The sequence below is a fragment of the Nostoc sp. UHCC 0252 genome, from assembly GCF_034931145.1.
GTDB lineage: Bacteria > Cyanobacteriota > Cyanobacteriia > Cyanobacteriales > Nostocaceae > Nostoc.
The window spans coordinates 200,570-223,640 of the sequence record NZ_JAYGHE010000004.1; the positions used below are offsets into that span (position 1 = coordinate 200,570).

Below are 23,071 nucleotides of genomic sequence, written 5' to 3' on the forward strand. Positions count from 1 at the left end.
TGTGGTCAACACTCTTCTTTTAATTAAAACTTACGAATTACGTTAGCGAGTCTTGCCTACGGCACGCTCTTGCGTTCGAGCGTCATTACGAATTACGAACTACGAATTACGAACTATTATGTTATCAGCAACCAAAAAACCACAAGGTTGGAAATTATTATGGAACCTAATTTGCTATAAACCAAAACTGTACACAATTGACAGCTGCTTCTGGATTTTAATTATGGGCTTGCCTGCAATTCCTGGGTTAATTATCCGAGAATTCTTTGATAGCTTAACAGGTAAAGCACAATTTGGGTTAACACCTTTAGCTTGGATCGCGTTGTTATTGGCTTTGAATTTAGGACATATTGGGATAATATTTGCAGGTCGCTTAACTAAAACTCAGCACCGTTTCACCATGAGTTCGTTGCTGCGGCGCAATCTGTTAGAACGTCTGTTAAACAATCCCACTGCTCAACCTATGATTGTTAACAGTGAGGAGGAAAAAGCCATATCTCAAGGTGAAATTCTTAGTTATTTTCGTGATGATGCTCAACAAATAGAAGACAATGTGGCATGGGTATCAGAACTGCTTGGTGAAGGAATATTCGCTATTCTTTGTTTGGTGATTTTATTAAGCGTTAATGTCCAAATGACCTTGTTTGTTTTTCTGCCTTTGGTTGCGATGATCGCAATTATCCAAAAAGCAGAGATTTACATCAAACGATACCGCAAAGCTAGCCGCCAAGCGACAGAAAAGGTAACAGGAATTTTAGGCGAAATCTTTAGTTCAGTGCAAGCGATTAAAGTAGCTGGTGCAGAACAAGATGTGTTGCATCACTTTCGCATTCTCAACGACAAACGCCGCCAAGTGATGGTAAGAGATAGCTTATTAAATGCCATATTAGATTCAGTATTTCAAAACATGGTGAATCTAGGGACGGGTTTAATTTTGCTGCTAGCTTCTGTGTTAATTCAGAGTCAAACTAGTAAACTGAGTATAGGCGACTTTGCTCTGTTTATTTATAATCTTTCCTTTGTCACCGGCTTTTTTAACTCTCTAGGGAGATTCATGGCATTGTACAAGCAAACCGAAGTCTCCTTTGAACGGATGACAGCTTTGCTTTCTGGTGTGACAGCAGATATTTTGGTCGCCAAAAATCCACTTTATCTAAATAACCTGCGCGATAGGCTACGCCCCGCCGGAGGCGATCGCAAACAACCACTTCCACCCTTAGAACAACCACCAAGGCAAAAGAGCGATAAGCCTGACGGCATGGCTAACGCTTACCGCTTACAATTATTAACCATATCAAACCTTACTTACCACTATCCCAGTACTAACCAAGGAATAACAGACATCAGCTTTCAACTACAGCGCGGTAGTTTGACTGTTATTACTGGTCGCATTGGTTCTGGTAAAACTACACTGCTACGAGTTTTATTAGGATTATTACCCAAGCAATCAGGTGCTGTTTATTGGAATGGCTGTTTAGTAGAAGACCCTATTAATTTCTTTGTACCACCTCATAGTGCTTATACTCCTCAAATCCCCCAACTCTTTAGTTATACCCTCAGAGAAAATATTTTATTGGGTTTAGATAAAGATGATTATGAAATCGAAAAGGCGCTAAAAATGTCCGTGTTTGAGCAAGATTTAGCCGCCATGAACGAAAAAATGGAAACTTTAGTAGGAGCAAAAGGAGTTAGACTATCTGGTGGACAATTGCAACGTTTAGCAGCTGCCCGAATGTTTGTTCGTAAACCAGAATTGATGGTTTTTGATGACCTTTCTAGTGCATTGGATGTAGAAACAGAATTAGCTTTATGGTCAAGAATATTTAACAATACAAGTGAACAAGAAAATTGGATGCCAACTTGTCTTGTGGTTTCTCATCGACGTTCTGTTTTACGTCGCGCCGACCAAATCATTCTATTAAAGGCAGGTAAAATAGCAGCACAAGGAAAGTTAGATGAAATTATTAGTAAAGGTGAAGAGTTAAATTTTTGATATCAACTAAGCGATCGTCTCAGGTGTAGGATGGATGCGTACTAAAAGATGCGATCGCAGTTTTCCCGGTAGTTTCGGCGGTAAAACATACCCATCTTGGCTTTCTTGATAAAGCAGGCTGAATTCCAACAACTCAATGATATTTTCTTCTGTCAAATCCACAAAATGGTATGTATATTTTTGTGGACAAATAAAGCTGACAGCACAAGAATATTTTTTAACGCAACTCCACAAACATCCCACAGGCTCTATATTGACAGTGCTGTAAGCGGAATTATTTTTTTGAGTCTCTAGCAGCTTCAGTAAAAGTTGATTTCCCTCGGCGCGATCGTCTGCTTCTTCGTGGTCGAGAACAGTACTACATGATTTACAAACAAATAAAGTATGAAGTTTCATAATTGGGTACTTTATAAAAAGTATTTAAACAATTATTCAAACACTAACTTGGCGATGTTCGGACTACTTCTGAATAAATCAAGGTGTGTTAATTAGATACTTAAACAAATCATCAATAATCGCGTTAGCAGCTAACATACCACTCCCAATCCAGTAGTTTGGAACCAAATAAACTTTATTCTCTTTTACAGCTTTTAAATTTTTCCACAGAGGACTTAATTTAAGCTGCTCTAATTTCTTTTGCGCTGTTTGGTTGCCTTTGGTATCATTTTCACCCGTCCATATAAATATAACATCACCATCTGCTTTTTCAATTAATTCATTACCGATGGACATTTGAATCTGATTACCAAATAATTTTTTTGCCTCTGATGCCGTGAAATTTTGAGATTCTGGACGAGATAATCCAGCATCTTGCAAAACTGTCCCGCAGAAAGAATCAAGTAAATATAGGTTGATATTATTAGGATAAACTCGTACTACAGAAACTTTAATTTTTGACAGTTTATTGCCCATTTTCTGTTTAAATTCTGCAAGACGACGGTAATAATCTGCCATTACTTTTTGACCAACTTCTTTCTTACCCAATACCATACTAATATTCTTAAATACTTCTTTCCATTGACCACTGTGTTCAAATTTCCACAAAACTGTTGGAGCAATTTTGGAAGTAAGAGGATAAATATTTTTTTGATAGTCAGAACCAGCTATTAAATCTGGTTTGAGTACGAGAATACTTTCTAGGTTAGGTTCGCCAATTGTCCCGATATTTTTTACTCCTGTTAGCTTATCTTGCCAATATGATGAAAAATCCGAGATCACAGCACCAATAGGTTTAATACCTAGTGCGATCGCATTTTCACCATCATCTAGAGTCACCAGTCTCTCAAATTTTTCTGGAATACAGGTGATTCCCGCAGCGTGTTCCATCTGACGACACGCTGCATTTGTGCTTTGATAATTAACAGGTAGAGAGCTATCACGATGACAAGCTACTGCAAGCAGTAAAGTACAAAATATGACAATTCCAAACCGCCATCGCCGAGTCAGGCTTTTTATTTTGATATAACTGTCATTCATGATGTAATCTCATATCCGATATCTGATTTTCTTCAAAATATTTCTTCCCGATTTTGGTCAGACAAAACTATTGCCATAGTTTTCAGCGATTAATATCTTACAGCTACAGATAAATTTTTGGTACTTATTGAGATTATCTCTCATTTTTGATACTATGTTTTGTAGCCTAGACAGCAATCACTGTGAACTTACTTATGGTATGTATCTACGTTTAGCTAGACTCTCGGTGTTGAATTGTCATGAAGGCTATGGCTGAACCAGATATTTAAACAGGTCATCAAGTAGTTTATTGATGCCAAAAAAGCCGTATGTCCACCATCTATTTTCTTGGACTGCATACACTTGATTATTATGTGCTGCTTTGAGTGTAGTTAAAAGAGGATTTTTAAAAAAAGTTTTTGTCAATTCTTTAGTAGTATTCATAATAAACAAAACATCAGCATCATACTTGTTTAATACCTCAATACTAGATACTAGAGTGTCTTCTTTTTGGTTTGCTAGTATAGGTATAAGCCTGATACCAATGTCTTGGAGAACTTGATTATAAGTCTCTTTATCTGAATATGTAGAAATGAGATTTTCTCCAAAAAGATTAATCAAAGTAAAGCAATAGTAACAATTCCTAGTAAGAACAGTTTGATAGGGCGCTTGATTTTCATATTTTGGCCTCCTTCTATCTTCACACTGTGAATGAAGTAATAGAAAGCCTCTACGCGTCTATAAATATGGCGACAAACGTAGTGGCTCCCATAGTGTTAACTAAAGTTCAAACGAAATTGTCCCTATCACCGTAAACGGTGCGCCTGGAATCACTGTATTTCTGCCAAAGTTGAATGACTCAAAATACCTCGTGCCAAACAGGTTTTCGATATTGATGGCGGCTCTCCAGTTATCACGCTTGTAATAAACTGCGGCATCAGTTCGCAGATAGCTAGGTAATGTGAAAGTATCGTCAGCTAGATTAGTAGGAATATCACCACCTATTCTATCTGAAAGGTAAAATAGCCCTAAACCGAAACCTAAACCTTGCAAATTACCTTGGAGAAATTGATAAGTTGTCCATAAACTAGCTTTGTGTTCCGGTACTTTAGGAACTCTAGAACCAACTCTCAAAGCATTAGGTAAATCACTACTTTGTGTGACTTCAGCATCGGTATAACCATAAGCAGCAATAATATTCCATCCAGGTAGGATTTCACCAGATATATCTAGTTCAATCCCTCGGCTTCTCTGCTCTCCAATTGGAATGCTAAAGTTATCAGGGTCATTTGGATCTGGCGCAGCAATATTAGTTTTGGTAATTTCGTAAGCTGCTAAAGTTGCTGAAACTTTATCATTTAAATCTACTTTGACACCCACTTCATATTGAGTACCGCGTTCAGGATCCAAAAATCTTTGATCAGCACTTTGAGCAAAATTTGGTGTAAACGAGCGACTATAACTGGCATAGAGTGAAATCGGTTGAATTGGCTGATATACAATACCAATTCGCGGAGTGAAGGCTTCATCATACTGATTAGTAGGGGTATCTGAGAGTCTATTGAACTGGTTTTGATCTACAGTATCAAAACGCCCACCTATCAGCAGCTTAAAATTGTCTGAAAATGCTATCTGGTCTTGCAAATAAATGCCCAATGTCTCTGTTTTGGAGTTACCATCTCTAACTGCATTTGTGAGTTCTGAAAGACCTGGTCTTGAGATAAGGTTGTAAACCGGGTCAAAAATATTTATAGATGGAGTTAATCCATTCGGTAACCGTCTCTGTGAACCATCGCTCTTTTGTCGAGCGAGATCAAGTCCAAACAGAAGTGTATGTTGAATTGAACCCGTCGCAAACTTACCAACAAGATCCGTTTGAAGAGAGTATGTCTCATCGTAATCATCATTGGAACGGAAGTTGCGTGTTAATTCGCCAGTTTCTTCGTCCACTTCTAGAGGCTGGGCGCGGTAATCAAAAGAATCTTGTGAAGCGTAGCGAAAGGCATTGCGGAGGGTTAAGTTGTCATTGAATCGATGCTCTAGGCGATAACCAACATTTACCTCTTCTGTTATACGTTTATCTCCTGGTTCGCCCAAAAATCTACTAGTAGGAATGTCAGCAATCCCTTGACCGAAAGCAACTATGCCCTGGTCAAATGTACGCTCATCGTTGATATAACTGACATTCAAAAATAGATTAGTGCGATCGCCCAGTTTTAAATCAAATACTGGCCCGAAAAAGAATCGCTCACTATTGACAAAATCTCGGAAGTTACCAGCATTCTCGTAAGCAACATTCAGTCTATACAGAAATGTTTTATCTAGATCGAGAGGCCCCGACAAATCAATAGCAGAACGGTAGTAACTAAAGTTGCCTGCTGAGAATTCAGCAGCATAATAAGGAATATTTAAAGGTTTTTTCGTGACTAAATTAATAATTCCTCCTGGTTCAGCATTTCCATACAACACAGAAGCTGGCCCTTTAACAACTTCTATTTGCTCAATATCAGCGAGTTCTCGTAATGTAAAGCCAGTTTCTCTAAAACCATCTCGAAAAGTCGGATTAAAAGAATCAAAGCCTCTAATATTTACAGCGTCATTTGTCCCTGCAAAAGTATCGCCTTCTACAACACCACTAACGTTACGAATTGCGTCTGTGAGCCTAGTAACTTGTTGGTCTTTTAAAACTTGTCTAGGAATTACCTGAATCGATTGGGGAATGTCACGAATTGGGGTATCGGTTCTAGTAGCCCCTGATGCTTCTGGTACACGATATGTATCTTGTTCACCTGTCACAACCAATTCAATTGGTTCTTTATTTTCAGGTGTCTCGGCTGTGGGTTGCTCTGAAGGCGTTTCAGTTGTTGGTGTTTGTGGTGTCTCAGTAGGAGGTTGTTGTGCTGGCGGAGCTTGGCTAGTAGTGGATGCTGTTGGTGTCACCCCAAAAACCAAACCCTCGTCACCATCAAATAATTCAACTTGTGGCGCACCAGTTTCACCAGTTACCGTGATGCGAATAGTGTTTGTATTAAAATTGCTAACTGTAATTTCAGCAATTCCCGCAGTCGGTTTTTCTTGGCGGAATATATCACCACTAAGTAGGCGTAATTGGGCATTGGGAATTTCAACAATATAGCTATTCCCCTCACTTTTATTTGTGAGTTGCAGTTTATCTGATTGATTAGTTTCTAAAATTACCTCTAAGCCTTCGTCTGTGGCTTGGGACTTGACACCTGTTATCTGAACAAGAGATTGAGCTAGCCATTAGACCTATCCTTAATACAAAAAAATGGAATAATTAGAAGAGACTATAAATAATTGGCATTTAGTATGACAAGCCCTTTAGTGAGAATAGAGTTGCACCCACAGGAAGCAAAACGACTAATAGGAATAAATTATGAACACTTTTTAGCATTAGTAAGTTTAGCGGAAGAAAGACATAAGGAGAAACAAGCTGAAATTGAAAAAAATAAAATCCGTATTATCACTAAGGGTGGTGGACGGAAACCAGAGATGTCGTCAAAAGAAGGAATATGTCTGTGTTTAGTATATCTCAGACAAAAACCAATTTTTGAGATATTAGGTTTACTGTTTGATGTCTCCAAAACGAAAGCGAATGATGCGTTTAATTATTGGATAAAAATTTTGAGAGAAATACTGCCAGCATCGCAAATGGAAGAAGTGCAAGGAGATGAAGAGAAGTATCAAAAGCCTACTTTTCTCGTGGCTTTCATGACGCGATCGCAGCTTCTATCTAATCCCTCAAAGCCTTGCCTCATAAGCATTTAGGAATTGCGGATAAGTCTATTGTTGAATATTAGTCGCAGGTTTTTCTATATCACTCAGTTGAGAAATTTTAGATATTGGTTTTTGGTTATCTTCAGCTAACACAGGGACATTTACCCACACCACAGCCAAAGCAGTCATCCAGGCTAGTTTTTGCACTTGATTATTCAACATCACTCTCATCACCACATAAATCAGGGACTAGGGACTGAGAAAATAAATCTCAGTACCAATCAATACCCATGCAATTAATTAACAATTACTATCAAAAAGATTACAGGAAAGTTCTGAGGTATGGGTGAATACTATGATCACTAGCCGGAGTTTTTGCGATCGCTAGCCGGAGTTTTTTAATTTTTGTCGTTTTGCGTTAAGATAAATTCCTGGATTTACGCCAAATTTGCGCCGAAAGGAGGCAGCAAAATAACCTCGATTGGCAAACCCTACCGCTTTTGCTGCTTCTGTTACCGTTAGTCTACCAGCTGCTAACATTTGGCGCGATCGCTCCATGCGGCAATCATGGAGGTAGCCAAACACTGTTGTCCCAAACACCTGCTTAAATCCTATTTTTAGCTTATTGTCATTGATTCTCACCATCCGCGCCAATTCCATCAACGAAGGTGGCTGATCTAACCGCGCTAACAAAATCTTGCTCGCGTAATGAATGCGCTCAATATCCTCTGCATTCAAAATTTTGCTAGTTGTCTCCACTGTTTGAGTTTCCAGGAATTGATCAACCACAAGCGCCATCAATTCCCAAACTTTGCTTTCCAGATACACCCGCTTTATGTTTCCCTGATACGGGCAGACTAACAGTTGTTGTAATGCCATTTGCATTGCAGAGGTGGTTTTTCCATAACCCTCATAGTATTCTTGATCTGATTTACGGATTAATGGTTGCAAGTTTTTTGGTAGTTCTCCCTTATGGCCAAACCACTGGCAAAATAATTCAGGCTCTACATGCACACTCACCCAGGCGATCGGTTGCACTGGTGAATCTTGTAATGTTACCTCCGGTGCTAAACCGCTACCAAAAAAGCCATAGCTTCCAGCGTTCACACCTAAAAGGCTGAAAGTGTACTCAATCGGATGCTCTCTATCAAACAATTGGGTGATGACCTTATCATGTAATTGATAGTTAGCAATATCTAAATCCAATCCTTGTCGTAAATTAACATATCGACTGTAACCTTTCCCCAGTTTCACAGGATATGGATAAGTCACATCAAATTCGTCCGAGAAATCAAGTGTGGAATGATCCTGCTCACTTTCATGGACGAGTTCCTTGTCAGCCATATTGTTTGATTAATTATCAGCAATTGATGATTTTAATAAGAATTACTTGCAACTATTAAACCATAAATCGTCCCTACACATCACCTTTTAGGGACTTCCAAGTAAATCAATATCCCATCACTGGGGAAGCAGGGGGAGAAAAAACCAAAATCTAAAATCGCCTTGAACAGAATTCTGTATGTTCACAAAGACTATAGCTGAACCAGATATTTAAAAAGCTCATCAAGTAGCTTATTGACAGTAATACTATGTACAAGAGATTAAAGCTACAATAGTCTGCACAAGTATCTCTGGGTCGATTGGTTTAGAAATATGTCGTTGAAATCCAGCTTCTAATGCCTGCTTAGAGTTAATCTCTCCAGCATAAGCAGTTAGTGCAAGGGCTGGAATTGACTTATTGAGTGGCATCGCCCGAATTTTACGTATTAGCATATAACCATCCATTTCTGGCATTCCAATATCACTGACCAGCACATCAGGTTTGAACTTGACTAGAACTGACAATGCTGCACTTGCCGATGCTACAGAGGTAACAATTGCCCCTGCTTGCTCAAAAACAAAAACAATTAACTCGCGGGTGTCGAAGTCATCGTCAACGACAAGTATTTTCACATTCAGCAACGGCAAAGTAGAAGACGTAAGCGTGTCGGAAATTGGTTGATTGCTTATCTGGTAATCATTATGCTTGGGCAAGGGCAACTTCACGGTGAAAGTTGCTCCTTGTTCAATACCTAAACTCTCGGCTTGAATACTGCCTCCGTGCAGTTCAACAATTTGCCGTGCGATCGCTAGTCCTAATCCCAATCCGCCAAATTTACGGGTTGTTGCCCCATCCTCTTGCCGGAAATGTTCAAAGATATAGGGGATAAAGTCAGGATTAATACCTTTTCCAGTGTCACTGACGGTAATTTGGGCATCAGTTCCAGCTATTGTTAATGCAACTGTAATCTCACCATCATTGGGCGTAAACTTGACTGCATTCGATAGTAGATTCCACACTACCTGCTGCAACCGCGCTGCATCTCCGTTAATCCTCACAAGCGTAGATGAAATTGCTGTTTGAATTCGCACTGACTTGGCAACTGCTGCTAATTGAACAGTTTCTAAGGCGGCTCTTATGACTGCACCCAGATCAACGGGCACCACATTCAAATTCAGTTTGCCCTGTAAAATGCGAGAAATATCCAGCAAATCTTCAACTAATTGTGCCTGGAGTTTAGCATTACGCTCAATGGTTTCTATTGCATAAGCAGTTTTGCTCTGGTCTAAGGAGCCTTTACGAAGCAAACTCGTCCAACCCAAAATCGGGTTAAGGGGCGATCGCAATTCATGGGATAGCACTGCCAGGAACTCATCTTTAATTCGATTCGCTGTCTGGGCTTGCTGACGAGCAGCTTGCTCACGCTCAAGGAGTTGTTCGCGTTCAGCTTCGGCAAATTTGCGATCGCTAATGTCTTTGAAAAGGACACCAACTTTTCGGTGTTTCGGCTGCCCAATACGGAAGGCATAAAGGTCAAACCAACGGTCTAAGGCAACAGCTTGATTCTCGAAGCGAATGGGTTCGCCCGTTATGGCGACTTGCCCGTAAATTTCAAACCAATACTTTTCATGATTCGGAGCAAGCTGGCGCATCCTTTTACCTTGTGCATCCTTGAGTCCGGTTTGTTTCTCAAACGACGGACTGATTTCTAAAAAGCGGTAATCGTTCGGCGTGCCGTTTTCATCAAAAAGCATTTCGATTACACAAAAGCCTTCGTCAATGGACTCAAACAGTGTTCGATAGCTTTCTTCAGAACGACGCAAGGCTGACTCTGCAAGCTTTTGCTCACTGATGTCTGTGCAAGTGCCATACCAGCGAATGATTTGACTATTTTCACCCAGCATTGGTAAAGCACGGGTGAGATGCCAACAATAGGTTCCATCAGCCTGTCTCAAACGATGTTCAACCTCGTAGCTTGCGATCGTCTCAACTGCTTGAGTCCACGCCGAGATAGTGTGTTCTCGATCCTCTGGATGGATCAGGTCTTGCCAGCCGAACCCGTGGATTTGCACAAGGCTCAATCCGGTGTAGTCACGCCACCGAGGGCTACAATAATCCATCTGCCCGATGGCATCAGCCGTCCAAACCATTTGGGGAATGGATTCAGCCAGAAAGCGAAAGCGCTGCTGACTGGCTCCAAGGCGCACTCGTCCCAATTCTAGATTGGCGGCAACCCGCGCCAGCAATTCCCGTCGGCTGAATGGCTTCACCAAGTAATCATCTGCTCCGGCTTCTAAGCCTTCGACTGCCGATTCTTCTCCAGCACGGGCAGACAACAGCAATATTGGAATTTCACGTGTTCTAGAATCACCTCTTAACTGCCGTAACAACTCAAAGCCATCCATTCTTGGCATCATCACATCGCTGAGGATCAGATCCGGTGGGGTATTGGATGCAACGGCTAGAGCAGTTTCACCGTCAACAGCCACGTCCACTGTGTAGTACTCGCTAAGAATCCGTTGTAAATAATCGCGCATATCTGCGTTATCATCCACCAGGAGAATTCGGGCAGAAGAAGCAGAGGGGCTATCTGAGGCAGAAGAGAAATCTTGCTCAACGGCTTTTTTTGGGAGCCAACCTAAAGCTTCTTCAACATAAGATGTTGCACCAGCAATGCTATAAACACTGCTTTGGTCAGTCTTGAGACGATCTTGCGGTAAGTGAACCGTTCCAGTTGACAATTGCACAGTAAAGGTACTGCCTTGACCTAACGTGCTATCAACTGCGATCGTCCCGCCATGTAGATGGACTAATTCTTGGACTAGCGACAGCCCAATACCCGTTCCCTCGAAGGTGCGTCCTTTTGCACCTTCAACTCGATGAAACCGCTCAAATAACCGGGGAACCTCTTGTGTTGGAATACCAGTACCCGTGTCGCGTACCACCAATGACACTATATTGCCAAATAAGTGCAAAGAAACTGTAATCTTTCCTTCAAATGTGAACTTTAATGCATTCGAGAGCAAATTTAAGATAATTTTCTCCCACATTTGCCGATCCACGTAGACGAGTTCTGCTAAGGGAGGGCAATCTACAATTAATTCTAATCCCGCAGACTCAGCAGCAGATTGGAAAATGCTTGCTAGTTCTGCGGTGTGTTTAGCTAAATCGGTTGGCTCATAGATGGCTTGAGTGCGTCCGGCTTCAATGCGCGAGAAATCTAACAGAGTATTTACCAGCTTGAGCAGTCTTATTCCATTGCGCTGCACCATTTCTAATTGCGCTTTTGCTTTAGCTGGAATAATTCCATCTAATTCGGTTAACGTTTCTTTGAGCGGCGACAGCATCAGCGTTAGGGGAGTGCGAAATTCATGGCTGACGTTGTTGAAGAAGGTCGTTTTAGCTCGATCCAGTTCTGCTAGTGCCTCAAGGCGCTTGCGTTCTTCTTCATAAGCATGGGCATTGGCGATCGCACTTGTTACATTACCTACTATCAAATCAAAGAACTTTCGATACTCCTGCTCGAAAGCACGGTGTGGATTGATACCCAATACCAGCAATCCAACTATTTGTTGTTGTCCAGCTGGGATCAACGGCACTACCCAAGCTTCCGAGGGAGGTTTATCCCAAGCTCCTTTGGGCAAAGCCCCAAACCGAGCTGTCAAATCATCAATGATTGCTGCTTCTTTAGTCTGATAAACTTGGTTGAGTTTCCACGCATCGTTATGCTGAGTTAAGTCCACTCTCGATGGTATTGTTTCTGTTCGCTCGATTGGAGTAGTAGTTCCAGCCAGCTTTGCATTACCGCCGTCTGCCTCCACCTGATACAGCATGGCAAATGGAATATCATAAGGATCTGTTGTTAGAGATTGAATTGCACTCAAGCAAGCTGCTTCTACAGTCTTTGCTTGAGCCGTTTCGCTCGCCAGTAAGCTCAGAGTTTGTAAGCGGCGATCGCCCAGCACCCGTCCTGTCGTTTCACTGACAATGCAAAATACTCCTCCCACGCTTCCGCTCTCGTCTCGCACAGGATCATACGAGACATCGAAGTAAGTTTCCTCTATGTAACCGTGCCGATTCAGGAAAAATAAATGATCTTGCGCCCAGAATGCAACTCCTGTTGCAATAACTCCATTAACCAAATCTTCTAAAAGATTCCAGACTTCGCTCCATACTTCCTTCGCTGGGCGACCTAACGCCCAAGGATGCTTTGAGGCAAGAGCAGGGCTATAGGCATCATTATAAATCGTGATTAATTCCGTTCCCCAGAACAAGCAAATCTGGGCTTTAGAAGGCAGCAAAATGCTAATGGCGCTCCGTAAGCTCTGAGGCCAATTAGCTACATCACCTAAAGGAGTCTTTGACCAATCGAGCGATCGCATCAGGTTTCCAATCTCGCCACCCTCAATAAAAATGCTTCTGGCAGTTATGCCTTCTTTATTAGACGACATCTCTGCTACCCCTGATTTTTAAAGTATTTGGCTAACAGTTCCTCACCTTCTTCTCCTATATTATGCAACAGTATTTCAATCTGTTTGAGTGCTAAAGGAATCGGTCGGGTTCGTCCGTTTTCCCAACGATTGACGCTCCCAAATGACGCACCAAGCAAGCTTGCAAACTTTTCTTGAGATAGTTGCAGTAACTGTCGAGTTTCCCGAATCAAAGCTGCAATTTTTACAGGTTCTACAGCTGCCATCGAGTTCTGCCTTCCTCAGTTAACCTATTTGACTATATCAGCAAAATCTCTAAGTCAAGAAAATTGTGTCTGTTTGCCTGTTCAATTGGGAGAAGCAGGTTTTTGATCTATTCTGGAAGAAATAGCCATCTAAAAGGCGCGGAAAATCATGGTTGTGAAGTTGCAGCGACCAATTTTGGTAGGAGGATTGGGGCTTTCCTTTTCTCTGTGGATGTTACAAAGTTGGCACGATTCTATAGTGCAGGCGGGTGAGTTTGGTTTGTTGAGTGCCTTAGCTGTAGGCGGTGGTTTGTGGTTATTCCAAAAAAATCGCCCGAAAGACAGTTTAAAGCAGCTAGATGATATGCTGGTTGATCGGACGACTGTAGAAAGTGCGATCGCTAAAACTGAAACTGTAATTAACCAGTTGGCACAAGAAGCAGAAAACCACACAGCATTAGAGACACTCAGAGAACAAGTTGCCCAATTGTTGTTGGAGTTAGACAGACAAGAAATTAAAGTTGCTGTGACTGGCGGTAAATCCGTGGGTAAAAGCACTTTAATTCAAGTGTTAAAGCCAAATCTAGAGACACAAAACTTGGTGTCTTTAGAAGAGACAGCACCTTTATTTAGAGAAACTGGGGACAATTCAGATGCAGCTGCTTTAGCAGAAGTTGCAAAATCTGATTTTGTTCTATTCCTAACAAATGGTGATTTGACAGACTCAGAATTTCAAACCTTACAGCAGCTAAAAGCAGCAAATCAGCCAACAATCCTGGTTTTCAACAAACAAGACCAGTATTTAGCCGATGAAAGCGCCAGCATCTTGCTGTCATTAAAACAGCGAATGCAGGGAAATATAGTTGCAACAGCCGCCTCTCCCATTCCCATCAAAGTCCGAAAGCATGAGACTGATGGTTCTGTGCAAGAGTGGATGGAACAACCAGCGCCAAATATCCAGCAGTTGACCCAGCAGTTGGGTGAAGTTTTGACACAGCAGGGACAACGGCTAGTTTGGGTAACTACCATGAGAAAAGCCGGTTTGTTAAAAGCTGAGGCGAAAAACTGGCTGAATGGAACCAGACGCGATCGCGCCACCCCAATTATTGAACAATATCAATGGATAGCTGCGGCTGCTGCCTTTGCTAACCCAGTTCCGGCCCTTGATATTCTGGCGACTGCGGCAATTAATGCTCAGATGGTAATGGATTTGGGTAAAATCTATCAGCAGAAATTTTCTTTGGAACAGGCGCAAACTGTAGCTGGAACAATGGGAAGTTTGATGCTGAAATTGGGTTTAGTTGAGCTTTCTACAAAGGCAATTAGTACTGTTCTTAAAAGTAATGCCGTTACTTTTGTTGCTGGTGGCGTAGTGCAAGGAGTAAGTGCAGCTTATCTGACTAGAGTCGCAGGGTTAAGTCTAGTTGAGTATTTCCAACAGCAGGAAATAGCAATAGATTCTGGGACTGGTTTAAATTTGGAGAATTTGCGGCAAACATTGCAAAAAGTATTTCAGCAAAATCAGCAGATTGGTTTTTTGCAGGGATTTGTTAAGCAAAGCGTGAAGCGTTTGTTGCCAGAAGTGCAGCAGGTTGAAGTAGTTGGTGTTCAGAAGTTTATAGGTTAAGTTCATCTAGAGGCGCAGAGTTTTTCTTTGCGCCTTTGCATTAGGATGAAAAATATGGTGATCGTTGCGGCTCCTGTTTTAAGGATAGGTAAATCATGAAAACGCCTTATCTTACAAATCCAGAAGGTGTTTTTAACAAAGATTTGTTAGAAACTATTGACATAAATGAGCTTCAAAACCTAGTTATTGAAACTAGACACAGATTGGAAGAACGTATTAGTTCCCAATCTCCAGCCACTTCAATGTTTGTACAAATAACTCATTTGGCAGCTGAAGCTGAAGCGGCTAACGACTTATCAATAAAATCTTATAAATTCCAAGAAGCAAGTAATCTAGCTTTCAAACTTGCACAAGAGTATCAGGAAAATAACCTAAATACAGTTTTTGAATTATTAAAAAACTATTCATATTTATTGCGAGTAAATAAAAGTTTTTCTCTGACCTTATATTACTTAGATTTAGCTAAAGAAGCTAAAAGTAACAATCACAAAGCAACACAATACAAAAACTATACTGAAGCCTTCAAATTACTCACAGAAGTTGTCACAAATTATTGGAGACTTTACCCGACTTACGTCCGTTGGATGCTAAAACTTTCAGCTAATCAACTGCTTGTAGATGAAGCGTTGGGACAAAAAAAAGTATTGTCTGAAATTAAGTTTTGGTTTCAGATGCTTTTACCTTCAATCAAAAGTTGTAAAAACTTAGTTGCTAATTATAGAAAGGCAAAAAGAGAGTACATACGTTCTGTTTTAATAAATGTAGAAGCTTATCCAGATTTAGATATCTTTTTAACTGAAGAAAATATTAATTCTATAAAAGAACATGGTTTAACCCTCAATGATGTTCTTTCCGTACATAAATATGCATACCGGGATACGAAATTTCCTCAATTACAAGCCGTTCTATATGAAGCGATAGAAGAAACTATACAAATGATGAAGATGGGTGTAGATATTAGCGATCCATTAGTAATTACACCTGTGGGATGGATAGCACAAAAATATCCAGAAATTTCTGAATATTGTAATCAAATTCTCACAGAATTAGTAGAAAAGCAATTCAGTAATCCTTTATTAGAAATTGAGGATCAAACAATGACAGGTGAGTTTTAACAAAACAATATACTAAGCATGAACTGGGAAGAATTAAAGGGTGAAGGAGATGTTGCAGTCAAAAAGGTTTGTAATGGATTAGAAAAAAGAGGTATTAATGTAGGAAAGTCGATTATGAGTCAGTTTGGTACTGATGAAGACATTCCCGTTTATAATAGTTTAGGTGATAAGTTATTTTGGATATCTGTAAAAAGTGTGCCTGGAAACACTACAGATCCTAAGAAATTGCCACCAGGTTATAAAGGATGGATGTGTGGCGAAGTAGAGAGTAAACAGTGGATATATCCACCTAAAGTAATTATTTGGTATTGCTTGAAGTCTAATGTAGCTTGGGGAGCGATAACACCAAAACGTCCTAGTACTGAGTGGTTTATTTATCCTGATAGGTATGGAATCATCAAAGATCAGCGTAAAAGTTATCTATCTGGTAAAACTTATTACATTTATCCATCTTATTGTGTGCCAGTTGAAAGAATAATCAGTAAAGACCAAGTTATTGAATATATTAAACAATTATCCAGCCTTTAATTTAGAATGTGCGATCGCTCTTGTATCTTCTCCTTGTTTGCTGGCTCAGGTTTCCTAGATTTAGGTTTTGAAACCAGCGATTCTTATGTCCAAGAAATATTCTCACAATTCATGCCAACATATCGTCATTTACGCAGGAATTGACTTTTTACTTACTTGTTAAACAAAGGATGACACTTACTTGATACTGTAAAAACCTAAAATTTACCCAAGCCTAAACATAGGCTTGGGTGAATCTACCAATTATTGTGATTGGAAATTACCAAAAAATTGTGAATAAGGGTAGTTAGCTAAACAGCGCCACTGTTTCTATTAAATAGAATAGTTATAGTTTTGAAAATTAGCTTTAAATCGTACACCAAACTCCAATTTTTTTGATACTGCAAATCTAGGCGAATTACATCTTCAAAACTGCGGACTGTAGACCGCCCGTTAACTTGCCATTCACCAGTCATACCGGGTTTTACATCTAAACGTTGCCACTCCGGTACTTCATAACGTTCTACTTCATCGGGTGTAGGTGGTCGAGTCCCGACTAAGCTCATTTCTCCTTTGAGGACGTTCCAAAATTGGGGTAATTCATCAAGACTAGTTCGCCGTAAAAAGCGCCCTACCTTGGTAATTCTGGGGTCATTCTCATTTTTGAAAAATGCACCTTGCACTTGGTTTTTAACTTGGGATTTCTTCGCTTCTGCATCCACACACATAGAGCGGAATTTCCAAATCTCAAACCGCTTTCCCATCCAGCCACAACGGGTTTGACTGAAGAAAATGGGGCCGGGATCGTTAATTTGAATAGCGATCGCAATCGGAATAAACAAAACTCCTGTAATTAATAAACCAATCACAGACCCTACAATATCTAAGAACCGTTTCATCCAGGATGCCACAGAAGGGTGAGTAGTGGGTAAAGGCTCTACTTTACGGGAAGTTGTCTTCCGATTATCTACTAAGTCTTCTTGTTTTATTGGCAACCCATCTTCAGCCGACTCTAAGGGAAAAACCTGATCCAATCCTGTGAGTTTTAAAACTGCCATGACTTGAGGCGTTACATTCCGCAGTGTTAATGTAATTTCCTTAGTCTGGGCGTATTTAAAATTACTGACCAGGGCACCTAAACCACTACTATCCATAAAAGTAGTTTGGTGAAAGTCAATGATGATCCGTTTAAGATGTGAATTGGGCTGAATTAAACTTTGGCAGGTTTGCTTAAAGTTTAAAGCCTCAAGCACGCTCAACCGCGTGGGCACCTGCATTATAGCCGTGTCGTTTAGGGAATTAACTGGGAAATCGACCTCTGTCGGTTGGCTAGTCATGAAGCTCTGCACTTTCGTTGCCATGTATAATGTAATCTGCCAAACATTATTTTGTCCTACAAAATTACTTAACCTAATATCGGAATCAGTAGTAATAAGGACTAATTTCTATTTACCGGGGCTGAGATTGGAGATCGTTAGCGACGATTCACAATAGAACAAGAAGCCAAAAAACATCCTTGCTGTTGTGTCGACGCAGCGCGATCGCGTTGCTCTCATCAAATCAAATGATTGCTAAAACTACGGTTACATCTACCGCACGCCTAGTTGAGGTCTTTTCTGCCATTCAAGGGGAAGGACTGAATGTAGGGACACGTCAGATATTTATTCGTTTTGCCTTGTGTGATTTGCGCTGCCACTTTTGTGATAGTGCCCATACTTGGAATGCACCTGCCACTTGTCGAATAGAGCGATCGCCTGGATTGCGCGACTTTGAAATCCACTCTAACCCTGTTCCATTACCCATGTTAATTGAATGGGTGAAACAGCAAAATTTACCTTGTTTACACGATAGCATTAGCTTAACTGGGGGTGAACCACTTCTTCATGCCCCATTTCTAACGCAGTTTCTACCCCAAGTGCGAGACATAACTGGTCTACCCATATACTTAGAAACTGGCGGACACCGCTCAGAACAACTAGCGATGATTCTTCCCTATTTAGACTCTGTGGGTATGGATTTCAAATTGCCCAGTGTTAGCGGCGAAAGTCATTGGCAAGAACATGCTAAATTTCTCCAATTATGTCATGACTCATATTTAAATGTTTTTGTCAAGATAATTGTATCTCAAAACACAGATCCAGCCGAATTGGAGCGTTCAGCCGAGTTGGTGGCAGAGGTTAGTCCAGATATCTCAGTATTTTTACAACCTGTTACGCCTTTAGCAGTATCTGAACAATTCTCCCCAATGCAGATGCTTGCGCCTACGGCCGATCAAGTTTTGACCTGGCAAGCTTTGATGAAAGGCTTTGTTAAGCACGTGCGTGTGATCCCCCAGACGCATAAAATGCTGAACCAGCTGTAAAAGCTTCTGTAAAATTTGAGTTTGATAAAGATGTAGTCAAGAAAAAAGTAAGATTCGATGAAATGGTCATTGCTGCCGCTAATCAGCAAGGCAGCAGCCCACTCAGTAGACATTTCCAGTCGAAGGCAGAATGAGATTAATCGCGCCTCTACTCCTATACTCTTGTACAGACGCGATTTATCCCGTCTCTCTAAATTACAACCCACCTTCATCTGGGGCTTTGGATTTAGCCTTTGCCTTATTTGCACTGCGTTTGAGGGCAGAGAGCCTTGCCTCGTATTTCGACCTTTGGCGCTTACTAGCAGTATTGTCAATCAGGGTTTTTAAGGCACTACCAAGACTCTTATAGGCATTGGGGAGGGTATAACCAAAACGAGTTGCCAAAGCGATCGCTTTCTCATCAGCATTAACTAATTCTTTTAGTTGCTTTTCCCCATTATTCTTTTGATACAGTCGCCAGCCTGACACGCCACACAGCGACAAAGCTAACACCAGCAGCAATCCATCTTGTACCCATAATTCGCCTACAGCACCGCCTAAACCGATGGCTAGTGCTGCCATTTCCCAACCATCTTTAGGAATTGTGTCATTTTGAACGCGAGCAACTTCATGCCAGAACAACAGATTACGCTGATCCATTGCCAGGGCATCCCATTTCACCAGGTCAATTTGAATTTCTACCTGGTCTTTACCAATTTCTTCGCAGCGAACTAGGGGTGGATTGACTTCAGTTGTGCCTTCAACCGTGACCCAGCTCTGTAATTCTGGCGGTAGTAAGCCTTTCAACCGCCGTAGTTCACTCATTTCCGCTTTGGCAGAGGAGGTTGCATAGGATGTCATAATATCCAGCCCCAGAAAATTTCAGTATATAGTGAGGGTATCACTTTGGAGTATAGCTATTTAAGTGATGATCCGTCTCAGTCGTTGGGAAAACTTCCTCGCTTTTTCCGCGCCTCCATTGCCTTTTCTAGCAAATCTAACAATCCTGGCGCTTCTTCTTGGATACTGAGTAACAGTCTTTCCCCAAGTTCTATATTTCCCGGATCGAGACCTGTTGCCATGACTTCTTTGAGGCGAGGTATCGCTATCCCATCTACAATCTGAATTAACCCACTTAGACAACGGTGAAATTGCTTTTCTGTGAGAATCGAGTCTTCTAAAGGAAACTCAATAATGGCGCGAATTTCACCATCGGAAGGGTCATACTCCCATTGCAACATTTTGGTTTCCCAGGAAATGGCAAGCATCGTCTGTAGGATAACTCCCTTGTGAGGGTGGTCTTGGATTCCTGCCAGAACTTGGGGGGCAAATACCCGGAAAAATTTTCCCTCTTCATCCAATTGGACAACTATCAGAAAATCTTCTAGGTTATCAGCTTCTACACCTGTTATAATCCGGTCTTCTTCATCATCCAAACGGTAGTCCCAACCAAGGTTGTCTAAATAGTTGGCAATTTGTTTGAGGTTAGCTCCCATAAAAGCCTCATAAGGAACGGTGGAGCAGTTGTTACCAGACCTAGTTTAACCTGATCGGGGTAGTTCTTTAGGTTGGAGCGGCTACAAGCGATCGCATCAAAGTATGCAATTAGGGTATAGGGTATGGGGCATAAAGCATATAAAACTAATTAAATTGAAAGTTTAATATTATCTTCCAAGTTTAATGAATGTATTGCTATATCAAGTATATTAAGTGGCAAAAATTTAAATAAAACTCGGAAGTTCAAGCCAAGTTAACCCGGATTTCTCACCACACCTCGAATGGAGGAGTAATGAGTAGTGAGTAAGGAGTAATGAGTAAAATTCTTAACTTATTACTTATTACTCATTACTTATTACTTATACGCAACGCAGCTTGTGAGAAATGCGGGGGTTAAGAGATTTACCCTTATTATCTAAAGCTTTTAAAAAATAAGTAAAAACTTAAACTACGCTTTTTCAAAGCGAATAAACTTAGCACAAAGGCTGGTAAAGTTTTATATTACAAGCAACAAATTGTTTTTATGAAATGATTGTAGTGAAAAATACATTTGCGATTGTTGATATCAATGAAGTTTATGCGTAAATCAGCTTTAATTCTAGCGATCGCACCTCTAGCGTTTGCGATCGCTGCTTGTGCTACAAATTCAGGACAAACAAATACATCCGGCACTCCGGGCAGCAATCCAGCCGCACCAGCAACTCGAAATCGCTGGGATAACATCAAAAGCCGCAATCAGCTAATTTGTGGTGTCAGTGGGGAAGTGCCAGGATTTAGCTTTGTGGGGACTGATGGTAAATATAGCGGCATTGATGTCGATGTCTGTCGCGCGATCGCAGCAGCTTTATTTGACAATCCAGATGCAGTAGAATTCCGTAATCTCAACTCCAAAGAGCGGTTTACAGCTTTGCAAACCGGGGAAGTAGACGTTCTCAGCCGCAATACTACCTGGACTCTTAGCCGCGATACCTCCGTAGGTCTAGAATTTGCGCCCGTGGTCTTTTACGACGGACAAGCAATAATGGTTCGCAAAAATAGCAACATTAAGTCCCTAGCAGACCTGAAAGATAAAGCAATTTGCGTTCAGACTGGCACTACTACCGAACAGAACTTAACAGACCAAATGCGGAAAAGGGGGATTGCTTACAAACCCGTTGTCTTTGAAGATGTTAACGTTACCTTTGCGACTTATGCCGAAGGTCGTTGCGACGGTATTACGGCTGATCGTTCAGCATTGGTTTCTAGAGGCTCGATTTTACCTAAACCAGAAGATAACGTGATTCTCGATGAAGTGATTTCTTCAGAACCCCTTGCCCCAGCAGTCGCCAAAGGAGATATTAGGTGGGGCGATGCTGTTAAGTGGGTTGTTTATTCTCTAGTAAAAGCTGAAGAGTTGGGCATTACTTCGCAGAATATAGGTCAGTTTGCTGCTAGTAACGACCCAGATATCAAGCGCTTTTTGGGTACAGAAGGCAATCTTGGCGAAGGACTCGGCTTAACTAACGACTTCGCGGCCAGAATAATTAAGCATGTCGGTAACTACGCCGAAATTTACGATCGCAATCTCGGCCCCAAAACAAAACTAAATTTAGCTCGTGGTCAAAATCAACTCTGGAGCAAGGGTGGATTGCTTTATTCTCCGCCGTTCCGGTAGCAGGGGGCAGGGAGCAGGGGGCAGGGAGCAGGGGGCAGGGAGCAGGGGGCAGGGAGAAGGGGGCAGGGAGCAGGGAGAAGGGGGCAGGGAGAAGGGAGAAGGGAGAAGGGAGCAGGGGAAGAATAACTAATTAATACCCAATGACTAATGACAAATTCTATATGGCGGGATATTCGATTTTGGCGGATTGCCTTGCAACTGATTGCCGTATTTTTAGCAGTAGTTGTAGTAGTAATACTGTGGGACAATCTCAAGCGTAATTTGCAGCAATTGGGTATTCAGTTTGGATTTGATTTTCTCAAACAACAAGCTTCTTTTGCTATTGGCGAGACACTAATTGCCTACAAACCGACTGATACTTACAGTTATGCCTTATGGGTGGGATTAATTAATTCCTTACGGGTGGCAATTGTAGGAATTTTACTCACAACAGTTGTAGGGATAAGTGCTGGAGTTGCCCGGCTTTCTGATAACTGGCTAGTGCGGAATATCACGATGGTTTACGTGGAGATTTTTCGCAATACGCCCTTACTGCTGCAATTGCTGTTTTGGTACTTTGCTGTTTTCCTCACTTTCCCCAGAACAGAAAATAAGATATCCCTTTGGGGTTTTATTGGCATTAGTCAAAGTGGCTTAGAACTTCCTTGGTTTAACTTATCTCCAGAGTTTTCAGCTTTGCTCTTAGGATTAACTTTTTATACAGGTGCGTTTATTGCTGAGATTGTCCGAGGTGGGATTCAATCAGTAGCGAGGGGACAATGGGAAGCAGCGCGATCGCTGGGATTAAAACCAGGGTTAGTTATGCGATTGGTGGTTTTTCCCCAAGCCTTGCGGGTAATTATTCCACCGTTGACGAGTCAATATCTGAATTTGACGAAAAATACCAGTTTAGCAATTGCGATCGGCTACCCCGATATTTATTTTGTCGCCTCCACTACCTTTAACCAAACAGGGAAAGCCGTAGAAGTGATATTACTAATTATGCTTACCTATCTCACCCTGAGTTTGACCATCTCTATAGTGATGAATTTGTTTAATCGCAGCGTACAAATTAAAGAAAGATGAGGAAGACTAGAGACACAAGGGGAATGAGGAAGCACTTTAACTCGGAAGTTGAGCCTCTGAACTCGGAAGTTGCACCTCTG

The 23,071-nt window shown here is 41.3% G+C and carries 19 protein-coding genes and 1 pseudogene; 8 read left to right on the forward strand and 12 right to left on the reverse strand.

From position 1 onward, the window contains the following. The first annotated feature begins 118 nt into the window (after positions 1–118). Positions 119–1,993, forward strand: a complete 1,875-nt coding sequence (locus VB732_RS04385; RefSeq protein ID WP_323229607.1) for an ABC transporter ATP-binding protein — start codon at positions 119–121, stop codon at positions 1,991–1,993. A gap of 6 nt (positions 1,994–1,999) precedes the next feature. Here VB732_RS04385 and VB732_RS04390 read toward each other — a convergent pair whose 3' ends face one another. The 5 genes and pseudogenes from VB732_RS04390 to VB732_RS04410 all read right to left on the reverse strand — a co-directional run. Further along, positions 2,000–2,389 (reverse strand): DUF1636 domain-containing protein, encoded by a 390-nt coding sequence (locus tag VB732_RS04390; protein ID WP_323229608.1) that lies wholly within the window; start codon positions 2,387–2,389, stop codon positions 2,000–2,002. A gap of 78 nt (positions 2,390–2,467) precedes the next feature. After that, positions 2,468–3,469, reverse strand: coding sequence for an iron-siderophore ABC transporter substrate-binding protein (locus VB732_RS04395; RefSeq protein ID WP_323229609.1), 1,002 nt, complete (start codon positions 3,467–3,469; stop codon positions 2,468–2,470). Positions 3,470–3,715: 246 nt separating this feature from the next. Further along, on the reverse strand, positions 3,716–4,069 hold the full coding sequence (locus tag VB732_RS04400) for an ABC transporter substrate-binding protein (RefSeq protein WP_323229610.1): 354 nt from the start codon (positions 4,067–4,069) through the stop codon (positions 3,716–3,718). A 159-nt stretch (positions 4,070–4,228) separates the two neighbouring features. Continuing rightward, positions 4,229–6,388: a TonB-dependent siderophore receptor gene (locus VB732_RS04405; RefSeq protein ID WP_323229611.1), complete on the reverse strand. Its 2,160-nt coding sequence runs from the start codon at positions 6,386–6,388 to the stop codon at positions 4,229–4,231. Positions 6,389–6,451: 63 nt separating this feature from the next. Beyond that, a pseudogene (locus VB732_RS04410) lies at positions 6,452–6,688 on the reverse strand (AMIN domain-containing protein); the annotation flags it as partial. Between the two features lie 90 nt (positions 6,689–6,778). Here VB732_RS04410 and VB732_RS04415 point away from each other — a divergent pair. After that, positions 6,779–7,237: a transposase family protein gene (locus VB732_RS04415; protein WP_323229612.1), complete on the forward strand. Its 459-nt coding sequence runs from the start codon at positions 6,779–6,781 to the stop codon at positions 7,235–7,237. Between the two features lie 15 nt (positions 7,238–7,252). Here the strand turns inward: VB732_RS04415 and VB732_RS04420 are convergent, their stop codons facing one another. The 4 genes from VB732_RS04420 to VB732_RS04435 form a co-directional block, all read right to left on the reverse strand. Then, on the reverse strand, positions 7,253–7,408 hold the full coding sequence (locus VB732_RS04420) for a hypothetical protein (protein ID WP_323229613.1): 156 nt from the start codon (positions 7,406–7,408) through the stop codon (positions 7,253–7,255). A gap of 162 nt (positions 7,409–7,570) precedes the next feature. Continuing rightward, positions 7,571–8,530, reverse strand: coding sequence for an AraC family transcriptional regulator (locus VB732_RS04425; protein ID WP_323229614.1), 960 nt, complete (start codon positions 8,528–8,530; stop codon positions 7,571–7,573). Positions 8,531–8,776: 246 nt separating this feature from the next. Next, positions 8,777–12,961: an ATP-binding protein gene (locus VB732_RS04430; RefSeq protein WP_323229615.1), complete on the reverse strand. Its 4,185-nt coding sequence runs from the start codon at positions 12,959–12,961 to the stop codon at positions 8,777–8,779. Between the two features lie 5 nt (positions 12,962–12,966). Then, entirely contained in the window at positions 12,967–13,206 is a 240-nt protein-coding gene (locus tag VB732_RS04435) for a helix-turn-helix domain-containing protein (protein WP_323229617.1), read from the reverse strand. A 148-nt stretch (positions 13,207–13,354) separates the two neighbouring features. Between VB732_RS04435 and VB732_RS04440 the strand changes: the two genes are divergently transcribed. The 3 genes from VB732_RS04440 (at position 13,355) to VB732_RS04450 (ending at position 16,455) form a co-directional block, all read left to right on the forward strand. Beyond that, positions 13,355–14,812 (forward strand): YcjF family protein, encoded by a 1,458-nt coding sequence (locus tag VB732_RS04440; RefSeq protein WP_323229618.1) that lies wholly within the window; start codon positions 13,355–13,357, stop codon positions 14,810–14,812. A 95-nt stretch (positions 14,813–14,907) separates the two neighbouring features. Further along, positions 14,908–15,927 (forward strand): hypothetical protein, encoded by a 1,020-nt coding sequence (locus tag VB732_RS04445; RefSeq protein WP_323229619.1) that lies wholly within the window; start codon positions 14,908–14,910, stop codon positions 15,925–15,927. A gap of 18 nt (positions 15,928–15,945) precedes the next feature. Then, a complete protein-coding gene (locus VB732_RS04450) occupies positions 15,946–16,455 on the forward strand; it encodes a hypothetical protein (protein WP_323229620.1) in 510 nt (169 codons plus the stop codon). Between the two features lie 290 nt (positions 16,456–16,745). On the opposite strand, the gene VB732_RS04460 is transcribed toward VB732_RS04450, so the two are convergent. Continuing rightward, positions 16,746–17,795, reverse strand: a complete 1,050-nt coding sequence (locus VB732_RS04460) for a sugar transferase (protein WP_323229622.1) — start codon at positions 17,793–17,795, stop codon at positions 16,746–16,748. Between the two features lie 203 nt (positions 17,796–17,998). Here VB732_RS04460 and VB732_RS04465 point away from each other — a divergent pair, with 203 nt between their 5' ends. Beyond that, positions 17,999–18,796 (forward strand): 7-carboxy-7-deazaguanine synthase QueE, encoded by a 798-nt coding sequence (locus VB732_RS04465; protein ID WP_323229624.1) that lies wholly within the window; start codon positions 17,999–18,001, stop codon positions 18,794–18,796. A 195-nt stretch (positions 18,797–18,991) separates the two neighbouring features. Here VB732_RS04465 and VB732_RS04470 read toward each other — a convergent pair whose 3' ends face one another. Both VB732_RS04470 and VB732_RS04475 read right to left on the reverse strand, forming a co-directional pair. After that, positions 18,992–19,636 (reverse strand): DUF3318 domain-containing protein, encoded by a 645-nt coding sequence (locus VB732_RS04470; RefSeq protein ID WP_323229626.1) that lies wholly within the window; start codon positions 19,634–19,636, stop codon positions 18,992–18,994. Positions 19,637–19,713: 77 nt separating this feature from the next. Continuing rightward, positions 19,714–20,271 (reverse strand): hypothetical protein, encoded by a 558-nt coding sequence (locus VB732_RS04475; RefSeq protein ID WP_323229627.1) that lies wholly within the window; start codon positions 20,269–20,271, stop codon positions 19,714–19,716. Positions 20,272–20,849: 578 nt separating this feature from the next. Between VB732_RS04475 and VB732_RS04480 the strand changes: the two genes are divergently transcribed. Further along, positions 20,850–21,926, forward strand: a complete 1,077-nt coding sequence (locus VB732_RS04480; protein WP_323229629.1) for an amino acid ABC transporter substrate-binding protein — start codon at positions 20,850–20,852, stop codon at positions 21,924–21,926. Between the two features lie 147 nt (positions 21,927–22,073). Continuing rightward, positions 22,074–22,991 carry an ABC transporter permease subunit gene (locus tag VB732_RS04485; RefSeq protein WP_323229631.1) on the forward strand — a complete coding sequence of 306 codons (918 nt, stop codon included), beginning with the start codon at positions 22,074–22,076 and terminating at the stop codon, positions 22,989–22,991. The last annotated feature ends 80 nt before the right edge of the window (positions 22,992–23,071 follow it).

Excerpts from the sequence above, each read along its gene's own strand:
- VB732_RS04440 (WP_323229618.1), top strand. The coding sequence starts at position 13,355 with ATGGTTGTGAAGTTGCAGCGACCAATTTTGGTAGGAGGATTGGGGCTT.
- VB732_RS04485 (WP_323229631.1), top strand. The coding sequence starts at position 22,074 with ATGACAAATTCTATATGGCGGGATATTCGATTTTGGCGGATTGCCTTG.
- VB732_RS04385 (WP_323229607.1), top strand. The coding sequence starts at position 119 with ATGTTATCAGCAACCAAAAAACCACAAGGTTGGAAATTATTATGGAAC.
- VB732_RS04465 (WP_323229624.1), top strand. The coding sequence starts at position 17,999 with ATGATTGCTAAAACTACGGTTACATCTACCGCACGCCTAGTTGAGGTC.
- VB732_RS04425 (WP_323229614.1), bottom strand. The coding sequence starts at position 8,530 with ATGGCTGACAAGGAACTCGTCCATGAAAGTGAGCAGGATCATTCCACA.
- VB732_RS04460 (WP_323229622.1), bottom strand. The coding sequence starts at position 17,795 with ATGGCAACGAAAGTGCAGAGCTTCATGACTAGCCAACCGACAGAGGTC.
- VB732_RS04480 (WP_323229629.1), top strand. The coding sequence starts at position 20,850 with ATGCGTAAATCAGCTTTAATTCTAGCGATCGCACCTCTAGCGTTTGCG.
- VB732_RS04450 (WP_323229620.1), top strand. The coding sequence starts at position 15,946 with ATGAACTGGGAAGAATTAAAGGGTGAAGGAGATGTTGCAGTCAAAAAG.
- VB732_RS04390 (WP_323229608.1), bottom strand. The coding sequence starts at position 2,389 with ATGAAACTTCATACTTTATTTGTTTGTAAATCATGTAGTACTGTTCTC.
- VB732_RS04415 (WP_323229612.1), top strand. The coding sequence starts at position 6,779 with ATGACAAGCCCTTTAGTGAGAATAGAGTTGCACCCACAGGAAGCAAAA.
- VB732_RS04420 (WP_323229613.1), bottom strand. The coding sequence starts at position 7,408 with ATGTTGAATAATCAAGTGCAAAAACTAGCCTGGATGACTGCTTTGGCT.
- VB732_RS04430 (WP_323229615.1), bottom strand. The coding sequence starts at position 12,961 with ATGTCGTCTAATAAAGAAGGCATAACTGCCAGAAGCATTTTTATTGAG.
- VB732_RS04470 (WP_323229626.1), bottom strand. The coding sequence starts at position 19,636 with ATGACATCCTATGCAACCTCCTCTGCCAAAGCGGAAATGAGTGAACTA.
- VB732_RS04445 (WP_323229619.1), top strand. The coding sequence starts at position 14,908 with ATGAAAACGCCTTATCTTACAAATCCAGAAGGTGTTTTTAACAAAGAT.
- VB732_RS04475 (WP_323229627.1), bottom strand. The coding sequence starts at position 20,271 with ATGGGAGCTAACCTCAAACAAATTGCCAACTATTTAGACAACCTTGGT.
- VB732_RS04435 (WP_323229617.1), bottom strand. The coding sequence starts at position 13,206 with ATGGCAGCTGTAGAACCTGTAAAAATTGCAGCTTTGATTCGGGAAACT.
- VB732_RS04395 (WP_323229609.1), bottom strand. The coding sequence starts at position 3,469 with ATGAATGACAGTTATATCAAAATAAAAAGCCTGACTCGGCGATGGCGG.